This is a genomic window from Moraxella sp. CTOTU49803 (genome assembly GCF_032097965.1).
GTDB lineage: Bacteria > Pseudomonadota > Gammaproteobacteria > Pseudomonadales > Moraxellaceae > Faucicola > Faucicola tetraodonis.
The window spans coordinates 119,293-131,311 of the sequence record NZ_DAMCJP010000004.1 but is presented as its reverse complement, the minus strand read 5'-3'; the positions used below and the strand labels follow the sequence as shown (position 1 = coordinate 131,311).

The 12,019-nt window shown below is 44.9% G+C and carries 11 protein-coding genes; 4 read left to right on the top strand and 7 right to left on the bottom strand.

The window, feature by feature from the left end:
* Positions 1–264: 264 nt before the first annotated feature.
* Positions 265–2,250: a transglycosylase SLT domain-containing protein gene (locus tag RT422_RS06930; protein ID WP_313421753.1), complete on the bottom strand. Its 1,986-nt coding sequence runs from the start codon at positions 2,248–2,250 to the stop codon at positions 265–267.
* A gap of 270 nt (positions 2,251–2,520) precedes the next feature.
* On the opposite strand from RT422_RS06930, the gene RT422_RS06925 reads away from it, so the two are divergent.
* Both RT422_RS06925 and miaB read left to right on the top strand, forming a co-directional pair.
* Complete coding sequence (locus RT422_RS06925; protein WP_313421751.1) at positions 2,521–3,282, top strand: class I SAM-dependent methyltransferase; 762 nt, start codon at positions 2,521–2,523, stop codon at positions 3,280–3,282.
* A gap of 73 nt (positions 3,283–3,355) precedes the next feature.
* Positions 3,356–4,822: a tRNA (N6-isopentenyl adenosine(37)-C2)-methylthiotransferase MiaB gene (gene miaB / locus RT422_RS06920; protein ID WP_313421750.1), complete on the top strand. Its 1,467-nt coding sequence runs from the start codon at positions 3,356–3,358 to the stop codon at positions 4,820–4,822.
* A gap of 328 nt (positions 4,823–5,150) precedes the next feature.
* On the opposite strand, the gene RT422_RS06915 is transcribed toward miaB, so the two are convergent.
* The 3 genes from RT422_RS06915 to gspE are packed head-to-tail and all read right to left on the bottom strand — an operon-like array spanning position 5,151 to position 7,158.
* Positions 5,151–5,351 carry a hypothetical protein gene (locus RT422_RS06915; RefSeq protein WP_065253323.1) on the bottom strand — a complete coding sequence of 67 codons (201 nt, stop codon included), beginning with the start codon at positions 5,349–5,351 and terminating at the stop codon, positions 5,151–5,153.
* Entirely contained in the window at positions 5,341–5,607 is a 267-nt protein-coding gene (locus RT422_RS06910; protein WP_050324716.1) for a BrnT family toxin, read from the bottom strand. Before RT422_RS06910 ends, RT422_RS06915 begins: the two co-directional genes overlap by 11 nt.
* Positions 5,608–5,652: 45 nt before the next feature.
* Positions 5,653–7,158 carry a type II secretion system ATPase GspE gene (gene gspE, locus RT422_RS06905; protein ID WP_409520119.1) on the bottom strand — a complete coding sequence of 502 codons (1,506 nt, stop codon included), beginning with the start codon at positions 7,156–7,158 and terminating at the stop codon, positions 5,653–5,655.
* A 173-nt stretch (positions 7,159–7,331) separates the two neighbouring features.
* Between gspE and RT422_RS06900 the strand changes: the two genes are divergently transcribed.
* Entirely contained in the window at positions 7,332–8,183 is an 852-nt protein-coding gene (locus RT422_RS06900) for a thiazole synthase (RefSeq protein WP_313421749.1), read from the top strand.
* Positions 8,184–8,211: 28 nt separating this feature from the next.
* Entirely contained in the window at positions 8,212–9,570 is a 1,359-nt protein-coding gene (locus tag RT422_RS06895) for a wax ester/triacylglycerol synthase family O-acyltransferase (RefSeq protein ID WP_313421748.1), read from the top strand.
* 72 nt (positions 9,571–9,642) lie between these two features.
* On the opposite strand, the gene RT422_RS06890 is transcribed toward RT422_RS06895, so the two are convergent.
* The 3 genes from RT422_RS06890 to RT422_RS06880 form a co-directional block, all read right to left on the bottom strand.
* Positions 9,643–10,371, bottom strand: a complete 729-nt coding sequence (locus RT422_RS06890) for an amino acid ABC transporter ATP-binding protein (RefSeq protein ID WP_143351114.1) — start codon at positions 10,369–10,371, stop codon at positions 9,643–9,645.
* A gap of 105 nt (positions 10,372–10,476) precedes the next feature.
* Complete coding sequence (locus tag RT422_RS06885; RefSeq protein WP_313421747.1) at positions 10,477–11,154, bottom strand: ABC transporter permease subunit; 678 nt, start codon at positions 11,152–11,154, stop codon at positions 10,477–10,479.
* Entirely contained in the window at positions 11,151–11,897 is a 747-nt protein-coding gene (locus tag RT422_RS06880; protein WP_040404072.1) for an amino acid ABC transporter permease, read from the bottom strand. Before RT422_RS06880 ends, RT422_RS06885 begins: the two co-directional genes overlap by 4 nt.
* Between the last annotated feature and the right edge of the window lie 122 nt (positions 11,898–12,019).

The window sequence follows — 12,019 nt, the reverse complement described above, 5'->3', positions numbered from 1 at the left end:
GGTTGTTTTAACGTTTACAGTGAGCTTTTAAAATAAAAGTAATAAAAATGGTCGTTGACTTATCAATTTTTTGCTTAAAATAACTAAATTTTTATCAAACGAAACTAATGTTTATCAGTCCTACCAATTTTTTGAAATCATACTAACTGGGTCAGATTTTGTAAACCCTGTATATACTAAAAAACAACAGTAATTTATTGACTATTATCAATCAATTAGCTGTTGTTTTAGCGGATTTAGCAGGTTTATTTAATTCAAATTAATTTAATATTTAGCAGCAATAGTACCCATACGCTGACTAATCGGTTGGTTGCTACCGCCAAGGAGCACATCATAATTGGTCGCATTTTCCATCACGGCTTTGACATAATTGCGCGTTTCTGAATAAGGAATGGTCTCAACATACTGATCTGCCGCTAGGCTACCGTTCTCAGGTTGCCAAGTTTTGGCCTTACCTGGCCCTGCATTGTAGCCCGCGGTGGCTAATACAGGTTGACCGCCCAATTTATTTAAAATATCGCCCATATAATACGTACCGTAGCGAATATTAGTATCGCCCCCTGCGACGCGAGATGGCTCATACGGTTCGCCCAATTTACGTGCGATATAGCGCGCGGTGTCTGGCATGATTTGCATCAACCCCCCTGCCCCAACACCCGAACGCGCGCCGATATTAAAACGGCTTTCTTGACGCATGATGCCATACGCCCACGCAGGATCGATTCCTGCTTGGCGGCTGTATTGCACGACACTAGACTGATGGGGCATCGGGAATGCCAGTGCCGAATTTGGAATCGTTTTGGTAGACTCCAACGCATAGATAGCACGGTCGTACCATCCCATGTCCGATGCGGTTTGCGCCGCTGCCAAAATCATTGTCTCATCACCACGGTCACGTGCTTTTTTTACCGCCCAGTTCCATTCACGGTTGGTATAGGCAGGATTGGCGGCAAGTTTATAGAGGGTAAATGCGCGATTAAAGAAACTATCGCTTGCGAGGCGTGAGTAATCACTATTGCTCACCGGTGGATTAGTCGGCAATCGGTCAAAACGCTGCCCCAGTTGGTCTTTGGCGAGTAGTCCATAATAGTCATTGGTTTGCGCCAATTGATTAAATAGCTGATTGGCTTGTTGACGCTGCTGGCTAGTGCCGCCCAATTTGTAGGCTTTGGCAAGCCAATATTGCCATATCGGTTGCTGCTGATTTTTATAGTCCATTGCGCCAATGGCTTGTGCCAAATCTGACCATCGGCTATAGCGTATCGCTGCTTGGGCATAGTTTTCGGCTTCTTCATTGTTAAATGGTACGCCCAGACTTTTTTGCATCCAATCAACCGCGTCACTACTAAACCCTTGATCGGTATTGACGCCCATCCTTGCCACACCCAAGGTACGGTAAGCATATTGACGGGTTTTGGCATCAAAAAACTGCGGGTTTCGCCCCACATCATAGTTGAGCTGCATCGCCGCTTCACTGACAGATTTTTTGGCAAGTTGCCCTAAGCCATATAAATATAAATACCGATTGCTGGCGGTTGCTGGCATACTTCCGAGTTGTGAAAAAAACGCATTGGGACTGCTACTGATGCTCATGAGCTGATTGTAGCTCAGCTGCACGCCCAATCGGCTGGCAAGCTGCACGATATCACCATTGTTGCCCGTGCGTAGCATACGGTACAGTCGCTGCTCACGGTCATCATTGCTAACCATGTGATTGCCATTGAGCTCTGTCGCCAACTGTTGGCAAAGCTGCGGCAGTTTTTTATCCGTGCTGAGCCAAACATTACCTTTTTCGGTATAAGCACGCATGCTATCGCCACCGTGATTGAAGCCTAACGCAATGGCACAAGCTTCACTGGCATCAGGATTGGTTACATAGCTCGCCACTTGTCTAACTGCATCATAATCACCCATCCGCGCTTTGGTTTCCGCATAATCCGCCGCCAATTTTTCTGCCATCGCAGTTTGTGGATAACGATTAGCAAAACTTACAATCGCTGATGCAGGCTGCGCGTCTAAGTCTTTATTAAGCTGCCAATATTCTGGATACATGGCTAGACTACCACCTGCCATCATTTGCTGATAGTTGCCCATTTGCGATAAGTTGCCGCGGCTAGCTTCACGTTCGGCTTGGTTAAAATAACTATCTGCGGTGCTAGGCGTCCCTACAGAATAGCTACTTGCGCAAGCAGATTCTGCAACAACAGCAATCACACCGCATGAAATCATCGAAAGCTTAAGATTTTTCATAATAATTGGTAAGACCTTTAACTAGGATAAATAAATAGGATAAATAGGCAAAAAATGACAAAAGTAATGTATAAATGGTTAACCTTGCTGAAGCGATTATAACGATTGTCGACTAAAAAAAATTTACCCAAATATCAACTAATTGTATAAAAATGTTGCAGCGTATTTTATATAACTAATAGTTATTTATTTTTAAATTTAATTAACTATAAATTATCAATTATTTGGATTATGATAAGTCTATTATTAGCAAACTAGATGCGATAAGCCATGACCCATACCCAACACGCCCTAAATATTCAACAATACCAAGACAAATCCCATAACTACCTCAATAGCCCTGTTCATGCACAAGGCGCTGAGTTCGACAAAATAAAGCAGTTGATAGAGGCGCACAAGCTTAGGCATATATTGGATTTGGGCTGTGGCGGTGGGCACGTCAGTTATCAGGTAGCGCCTGTTGCCAAATCAGTGATTGCCTACGACATTACCCCTACGATGACCGAAGTTGTCGCCAGCCAAGCCAAAGCACGCGGCTTAACCAATATTACCACGCAAATCGGTACGGCAGAAAAATTACCCTTTGCCGACCACCAATTTGATGCCATTATCACGCGCTATTCTGCGCACCATTGGCAAAATGTACCACAAGCGCTGTTTGAAATGCATCGCGCCCTAGCTGACGATGGCAAAGTGGTGATTGTCGATGTGTTGGGCAATAGCAACCCCGTGCTCAATAATTTTTTACAGACCATTGAAACCATCCGCGATCCCAGTCATGTCAAAGATTATAGTCTTGCCGAGTGGTTGTATTTTGCAGAGATCACCGGCTTTAGCGTGACGACTGTCGAGATGCAAAAACTGGCGTTAAATTTTGACAGTTGGGTCGCCCGTATGCATACAGCTGATACCAGCATACAAGTGATTCGAGCCTTACAAAAAAATTGTGACGCGTCTGTTAGACAATATTTTGCTATAGATGAGGCTGGCAATTTTAGCACCGATGTCATTTATTTAGTGCTGTCAAAATAATCACTACCGCATCTTGCCAAAAAAATCTGTTATAATTAAGGGTTTATTTTAGGCGAAACATTTAGGTGTAGTCATGACAGTTGCTACTTTTGACCCAAAAGCACAGATTTCCAAAACCCAAAATTTGGTAACGCCAACGCTAGCGGCGAGTGTTGAACCCACCATGCCACCAGCGGATACTCGTGTCAAACGCGTGTTTATCGAGACACAAGGCTGTCAGATGAATGTGTATGACTCTGAAAAAATGGCAGATGTGCTAGGCGACTCCCATGGCATGGTGCTGACGGACAATCCTGAAGAAGCCGATGTCCTGCTCATGAATACCTGCTCGATTCGTGAAAAAGCGCAAGAAAAAGTATTTTCTGAACTCGGACGCTGGAAAAAACTTAAAGAGAAAAACCCGAATTTGGTCATCGGTGTGGGCGGCTGCGTGGCATCACAAGAAGGCGATAAAATCCAAAGCCGTGCCCCGCATGTCGATATGGTGTTTGGACCGCAAACTCTACATCGCCTGCCAGAACTGTATGACCAATCCACCAAACAGCTGGATGTCAAACCCAAAAACCGTATCGGCGTCGTCGATGTGTCTTTCCCAAGTATCGAAAAATTTGACTTTTTACCCGAGCCCAAAGTGGAAGGGTTTAAGGCATTTGTATCCATCATGGAAGGCTGCTCAAAATACTGCTCATTTTGCGTGGTACCTTACACCCGCGGGGAAGAAATCTCGCGCCCCCTCGATGACGTACTTGCCGAGATTGACAGCCTTGCCAGCCAAGGGGTACGTGAAGTAACGCTATTGGGGCAAAACGTCAATGGTTATCGCGGCGAAAAACACGATGGCACAATTTGCCGTTTTAGTGAGTTATTGCATTATGTGGCGCACGTTGACGGCATTGAGCGCATTCGCTATACCACCAGCCACCCACTGGAATTTAGCGATGATATCATCGAAGCGTATGCCAAAATACCAAAACTGGTATCCCACCTGCACCTACCTGTGCAAAGTGGTTCCAACGCTATCCTAGCCGCCATGAAACGTAACCACACCATTGATATTTACATTGAGCAAATCCGCAAGCTACGCGCGGTGCGCCCTGATATGTACCTATCAAGCGATTTTATTATCGGGTTTCCCAATGAAACCGACCAAGATTTTCAAGATACGCTCAATCTTGCCAAAGACTTAGATTTTGACCATTCGTATAGCTTTATTTACTCCAAGCGCCCAGGCACCCCTGCGTCAGACTTGCCCGACAATATCGATATGGCAACCAAAAAAGCCCGTTTGGCGGCGTTTCAGCAAGTGATTATTGATTCGACTTGGGCAAAAACCCAAGGCATGGTGGGTCAAACCGTGCGTGTGTTGGTGGAGCAACATGGCGACCGCAATCCTGAATTTTTGATGGGAACGGCGGATAATACGCGAACGGTATTGTTTAAAGGCGATGACGCGTTGATTGGTAAACTGGTGATGGTAAAAGTCACGCGAGCCATGAGTCCGCATTTGGTGGAAGGTGAGTTGGTTGAAGTGTTAGGTTAATATAATGGCATTTGACATGTGGTTTGATTGTGACAATGAGAAAATCAATTGTCAAATTTCGCATGAGAACGAACGTATTTTACGTTTAGCCGAAGGTAACACTAACTTTCAACGCTTACTTGGCTATTGGATAACTTTTATAATGACCCAGTGATTTATCCGAATGTTGCTAAATCACTGGTCGTTGAATTAAATAATTTGGCAGACTATTTTGCGAAAAATAACCGTAAGCAATATATCACTCACTGTCAGAAAATCGAAAACTTTATCCGTTTGTCAATTGAAAAAATGCAAGTTATTCATTGCATCAGTGACTAAAACACATAATTTAAACAGTAGATTGTGTGTGAATTTTCATCGCCATTACTTGGCGAATCATTTCACTGATATGTTTTTTAGTATCATCATCTTGGGTTGCAAGCCAATCACTCACATCTTTATCCAGCAAATGCTGTTGTTCTCGCAACCGATTAAGATGAGAAATTTGTGTCGCTCTTTGAGCATTTGAGAAATCGTATTCAGTTTGCATATTGTTTTTCCTCGTTTTTGGTTGCTTTTCGTGCAGATATTAACCGAATCATATCATCATTATCCACATAGCAATAGACAACAACTAATAAGCGATTTGCCATTCCTAATAATACAAATCTTGGTTCATCTTGGTCAAAATCTTCACGTACTAGCGCATTCGGGTCAAGTAATGCAATTTTTGCTTCATCAAAACTTACACCATGTTTGATTTTATTACTCTCAGCTTTATTTTGGTCAAAAGTTATTTGTATCAATTTAGCGACCTATATTCATTTTTTCATTAACACTAGAAAAATATATCACATCTCTTTTTCTTTCGTCACCCTTAACACTTCTTCCAGCGTGGTTTTCCCTGCCAATACTTTTTTGAGTCCATCGGCACGAATTGACGGTGTTTTGCTGCGCGCATAGGCTTCTAACTCAAACTCGGCTGTTTGGCTATGAATCAGTTGTCGCAGTTTGTCATCGACAGGCACCACTTCATAAATCGCAGTACGTCCCCGAAACCCTGATTGATTGCACTTCTCGCAGCCCACAGGTTTTGGCAGTTTAATCTCTCCGACTTCGCCTATTTCAGTAAAAATTTGACTTTGAAATTCATCGGCGGCTGTCCACGTGTGGCAATGCGGACACAAGGTACGCACTAGTCGCTGTGCCACCACGCCAATGAGGCTTGATGACAACAAAAACGGTTCAACCCCCATATCTTGTAGCCGCGTCACCGCACCAATCGCGGTGTTGGTATGCAGGGTCGAGAGTACCAAGTGACCTGTGAGTGACGCTTGCACCGCAATTTCCGCAGTCTCTAAATCGCGAATCTCCCCCACCATCACCACATCAGGGTCTTGGCGTAGCATGGCTCGCAAACTACGGGCAAAGGTCATGTCCACTTTATTATTGACTTGGGTTTGCCCGATACCATCTAGCTGAAATTCAATCGGGTCTTCAGCGGTCAAAATATTACGGGTGTTATCGTTCAAATCCGTTAAAGCCGCGTACAGCGTCGTGGTTTTGCCCGAACCTGTCGGACCTGTGACAAGAATAATGCCATGGGGGCGATGGATTAAGCGTTTAAGCTCGCTATAATCATTGTCTGACAAACCCAAATAGGTCATATTTAACCGACCCGCTTGTTTATCCAAAAGCCGCATCACTACACGCTCACCAAAATTTGATGGCAAGGTCGACACCCGCACATCCACTTCTCGCCCAGCCAGACGTAATGAGATGCGTCCATCTTGCGGTACCCGTTTTTCAGCGATATCGAGTTTTGCCATCACTTTAATACGCGACACCAGTAGTGGTGACAGTTCCCGTTTTGGACTGACGATTTCTTTGAGCACCCCGTCCACCCGAAAGCGCACCGATAGGCGTTTTTCAAAGGTTTCAATGTGAATATCTGAGGCGTTTAGGCGGATGGCTTCAGACAGCAGCGCGTTGATTAGGCGAATGATGGGCGCGTCATCTTCTTGGTCCATCAAGTCTTCCGTCTCAGGGACACTGTCAGCTAGACTCATCAAATCGGGATGGTCTTCAAGTCCAGCGGCAATATGCTGAGATTCCCCTGTGTTGCCTGCATAGACAGCGGCTAACTGCTTTTCAAAATCATCACTTTGCGCCATGGCAAAATTCAATGGCAGCGGCACTCCTGCTTGACTGGCAAAACGGTTGGCTTCGTTGATGGCTTCCATAGGGGTATCAGCCGTCATCAACAACGTTGGTGGGTCAGTCAAATCTTGCGAGTATTGCAACAGCAGTTGATGACGTTTGGCAAAACTATAGGGCAAGGCAATCGGATTTAGCATAGGTATTATCAAATAAAATAAGCCAAGAAAAGATGCGTTCCATTGTAGCTTATCAACAGGACAAATCCTACCAAGGCGCACAAAAAGACCCTGAGACAAGCTATATTTTGTTATACTAAAGCATTTTTTACTGATTGATAACCATGACAATCAAAATCTAAAAAGGGATGACAATGACCCAAACCACTTCAACTCAAAATCCTGAAACCCAAAATTCTTCAAGCCAAAATACGCTGATAACCGCAAACGACGCCCTACACATTGGTTCGCGCACGTTTACCTCTCGTTTGCTTGTCGGTACTGGCAAATATACAGATTTGGCACAAACAGGCGAAGCCATCGCTACCAGTGGCGCGCAAATCGTCACTGTCGCCATTCGGCGCGTTAATATCGGGCAGAAGAAAGATGAACCCAATCTACTCGATGTGATTTCTCCCGAAAAATACACCATTCTGCCTAACACCGCTGGCTGTTTTGACGCGGCTAGCGCCGTTCGTACCTGTCAATTAGCGCGTGAATTGTTGGATGGGCACAACCTTGTCAAACTTGAAGTATTGGGCGATGAAAAAAACTTGTATCCCAATGTCATCGAAACCGTGAAAGCCGCTAAGACCTTGATTGATGATGGCTTTGATGTGATGGTGTACACCTCAGATGACCCAATTGTTGCCAAAGAACTAGAGAGTATGGGCTGTGTGGCGATTATGCCTTTGGGCAGTTTGATTGGCTCAGGTCTAGGATTGCTCAACCGCCATACTTTAAGTCTCATCATTGAGCAGACCCAAGTGCCTGTTTTGGTGGATGCAGGCGTAGGTACCGCCAGTGATGCGGCGATTGCCTTGGAATTAGGCTGTGATGGTGTGCTGATGAACACCGCGATTGCCCATGCGCAAAACCCTGTGTTGATGGCGTCTGCCATGAAACACGCGGTGATAGCTGGACGTGAGGCTTTCTTGGCGGGTCGTATGCCAGCACGCTATATGGCACAAGCTAGCTCGCCACAGACTGGCTATTTTTTCCGCTAATTTATTATTTAATACTTAAGGACATCGCATGCGTCTGCTCACCGCCATTGACCAGTTATTTATCTTACTTGAAAATCGCAATCAGCCGATGCACATTGGGGGGCTGTTCTTGTTTGAGATTCCCGATGGCGCAAGCGATATCTTTGTCAGTGATTTGGTGCAGCAGATGGTCACGCAAAAGACGCCGCCGAGTTTTCCGTTTAACCAAGTGTTATATCATCTAGCATGGTGGAAAACCGATGAAAACTTTGAAGTCGACCATCATTTTCGCCATATCGCCCTGCCCAAACCAGCACGCATCCGTGAGCTATTGACTTATGTGTCCCAAGAGCACAGCAAATTACTCAATCGTGCCAAACCGATGTGGGAATGTCACATCATCGAGGGAATTGAAGGCAATCGTTTTGCGTTGTATTTTAAGATTCACCATTCTATGGTCGATGGGATAGCGGCGATTCGTTTAGTGAAAAAATCGCTATCAGAATCGCCAACCGAGCGTATTAGCTTGCCAATTTGGTCGCTAATGACCCGTCATCGTCACCAACTCGATGCTTTGATACCAGAAGATAAATCCATTCTGCGTGTCGTCAAAGAGCAAGCGCTCGCTATCCCACCTGCCATCAAAGCCTTAGGTAAAAATGTGGTAGAGCGATTTCACAAAGACTACATTACCACCACCCAAGCGCCAGATAGCCCCCTCAACCAACCGGTATCAAGCTCACGGCGTATCTCTGCCCAATCTTATGAGCTTATTCGTTTTCAAACCATCGCCAAACATTACGCTGTGACCGTCAATGATGTGATTTTGGCGATTTGTTCGGGCGCGTTACGTCGTTATTTGCTCGATATCAATGGCTTACCCAAAAAACCTTTGATTGCTTTTGTACCCTTATCCCTGCGCGATGACAACGATAGCGCAAGCCAACACGTTGGCAATCAAATTACCTTTATTTTAGCCAATCTTGCTACTCACCTTGCCGACCCTGTTGCACGGTTAAAGACGATTAATGGCAGCACCAAAAATAGTAAAAAACGCTTTTCACGGATGAAGCAAGCCTCGTCGATTATTTATAGTGGGGTTGCTTATAGCCGTTCAGGGTTACAGGTACTTACGGGTCTGTTTCCCGATTATCGCGGTTTTAACTTGATTATCTCAAATGTACCAGGCTCGCATCAGCCATTGTATTGGCAAGGGGCAAAACTGCAGGCGCTGTATCCTGCCTCGATTGTGCTCAATGACCAAGCGATGAATATTACCTTGTGTACTTATGTGGATAAAATCGAGTTTTGTATCGTCACCTGTAGCCAAATACTGCCCCATAGCCAACGATTACTCACCTATATGGAAGAGGAACTCAAGCAATTTGAATCGCTCATGAGCAATTAGGCTAATGCAAACTTTGACAATAAAAAACGGCAGTGACTGCCGTTTTTTAATGAAATAAACTTTATCTTATCTTTAGTGATTTAAGATTTTTGACAAGAAGTCTTTCGCACGCTCGCTACGCGCACCGGCAAAGAATTCTTCACGGCTACAGTTTTCAACAATATGACCTTGATCCATAAAAATAATACGGTTGGCGACTTGGCGCGCAAAGCCCATTTCGTGGGTCACACACATCATGGTCATGCCCTCATTGGCAAGCTCAATCATCACTTCAAGCACCTCTTGAATCATCTCAGGGTCAAGCGCAGAAGTTGGCTCATCAAACAGCATTGCAATCGGGTCCATACTGAGCGCACGCGCAATTGCTACCCGTTGCTGCTGACCGCCTGACAATTCGGCAGGGTATTTTTTGGCATGTGCTGACAAGCCCACGCGGTCGAGATAACCCAAGCCTTTTTTCTGCGCTTCAGACTGACTACGACCCAATACTTTGATTTGTGCCAAGGTCAAGTTTTCTAAGATGGATAAATGCGGAAACAGTTCAAAATGCTGAAATACCATCCCTACACGGCTACGTAGTTTTGGCAAGTCGGTTGCTTTGGCGCCGACCGACATGCCATCAATCAAGATTTCACCTTGTTGAAAGGCTTCAAGCCCATTGACGGTTTTGATTAAAGTTGATTTACCACTACCTGATGGACCACAGATGACGGTCACATCGCCTTTATGCACATGCGCGGTACAGTCGGTCAATACTTGAAAGTCGCCATACCATTTACTGATTTTGTTGACATTAATCATGATATCGGGACTGGCGTGTCCACTGTTTGATACCAAGCCACCAAATTCGTTGAGCCAGGTGGTTTCATCAATTTTAGTAACTACTGACATGTTATTTTCCTTTATTCAATATTGATTAAGCCATGCGAGTTTGCGTAGGTGGTTGACAGCGGTCGATGCGGTTAGACTGACCACAAAATAAAACGCCCCTGCCAGCAAGATATAGGGGGTGAGTAGCCCCATCAAGTCACCGCGCACGTATGAGGCTCGGAAGAAATCCACCAAGCCAATCGCAAACACCAAGGTGGTATCTTGGAACAAAATAATCGACTGTTGTAGAAGTAGCGGAAACATCTTGCGAAACGCTTGTGGCAAAATAATAAAGCGCATGGTCTGACCATAAGTCATACCCAAGGCTTTAGCGGCATTGACCTGTCCTTTGCCAATTGATTGGATACCCGCACGTACAATCTCAGAAAAATACGCGGCTTCAAACACCATAAATGCCACCACGCACGAAGTAAACGCCGTATCCAACGTCAAATACGTGCCCGTCACCAAGTTATACACCATCGGCACAGCAAAATAAAACCAAAGCAATACCAGTAGCAGCGGCACTGAACGGAAAAAGTTGACATACAGCTTGGCAGGCACGGCTAAAATTCGAATGCCCGACAACCGCATCAAGGCTAAAATCGTACCCAGCGCCAAACCGCCAATGATAGCTAAAAACAACACTTTGAAGGTGATCCATAAGCCACCCATTAACCCTGGCATTGCGGCTTGTAATTCCATCATATTCATGCGCCACCCCCATCGATTTGACCTTTGATGCGTAATTTTTTCTCAAGCCAAGTCATAAAATAAATCAACACCAAATTAAACAATAGATAAATAATCGTGGTAAAGGTATACACTTCGATATTGTTTTGGGTATATTCACTGATAGTTTTGGTTTGGCTAATCAGCTCAGTAACCCCGACCAATGAAGCGACCGAGGCATTCTTAAAACAGTTGGTAAGCTCAGAGCTCATCGGTGGTAAAATCACCCGAAATGCCTGTGGCAATACGATATGGCGATACGTCTGGGGTAAGGTGAACCCGAGCGCATAGGCAGCATTGGTTTGCCCTTTTGGCAATGATTCAATGCCCGTACGCACTTGCTCTACAATACGCGCCGCAGTAAATAACCCAAGACCTATACTTGCCGAAATCACCGCCGAGGTATTTGGGTCTAACTCTTGAAACCACCATTTTTGTAAGGCAGGTGTCAGCCAAGTAGGTGCCACATAAAACCAGAAGAATAACTGTATTAATAGCGGAATGTTACGAAAAAAACTCACATAAGCCGTACCAATCGCTCTAGCAGTTTTATTTGGTAAAGTACGCATAATACCTAAAATCGTACCAATAATTAAAGCAATCAGCCAGCCACTCCCACCAATGACCAACAGCCATTTAAAGCCTGTCAATAGCCACTGCCAGTAGACTTCGTTGCCTACGCCTGTTGGTTGCAGCAACACGCCCCAATTCCAACTATAATTCATTGCCACCCCCAAAATCCTGTCTAGCAAATTGATTTACCCAAAAACTAAAACTGACGTAACCACAATTGATAGGTGATGACGTCAGTTTTATGTTGGATAGTAACCTTCCTAACCTAGTTTGT

Bases quoted from the DNA above. Each gene is read 5' to 3' on its own strand.
- RT422_RS06930 (WP_313421753.1), bottom strand. From the start codon at position 2,250: ATGAAAAATCTTAAGCTTTCGATGATTTCATGCGGTGTGATTGCTGTT.
- RT422_RS06925 (WP_313421751.1), top strand. From the start codon at position 2,521: ATGACCCATACCCAACACGCCCTAAATATTCAACAATACCAAGACAAA.
- miaB (WP_313421750.1), top strand. From the start codon at position 3,356: ATGACAGTTGCTACTTTTGACCCAAAAGCACAGATTTCCAAAACCCAA.
- RT422_RS06915 (WP_065253323.1), bottom strand. From the start codon at position 5,351: ATGCAAACTGAATACGATTTCTCAAATGCTCAAAGAGCGACACAAATT.
- gspE (WP_409520119.1), bottom strand. From the start codon at position 7,158: ATGCTAAATCCGATTGCCTTGCCCTATAGTTTTGCCAAACGTCATCAA.
- RT422_RS06900 (WP_313421749.1), top strand. From the start codon at position 7,332: ATGACCCAAACCACTTCAACTCAAAATCCTGAAACCCAAAATTCTTCA.
- RT422_RS06895 (WP_313421748.1), top strand. From the start codon at position 8,212: ATGCGTCTGCTCACCGCCATTGACCAGTTATTTATCTTACTTGAAAAT.
- RT422_RS06890 (WP_143351114.1), bottom strand. From the start codon at position 10,371: ATGATTAATGTCAACAAAATCAGTAAATGGTATGGCGACTTTCAAGTA.
- RT422_RS06885 (WP_313421747.1), bottom strand. From the start codon at position 11,154: ATGAATATGATGGAATTACAAGCCGCAATGCCAGGGTTAATGGGTGGC.
- RT422_RS06880 (WP_040404072.1), bottom strand. From the start codon at position 11,897: ATGAATTATAGTTGGAATTGGGGCGTGTTGCTGCAACCAACAGGCGTA.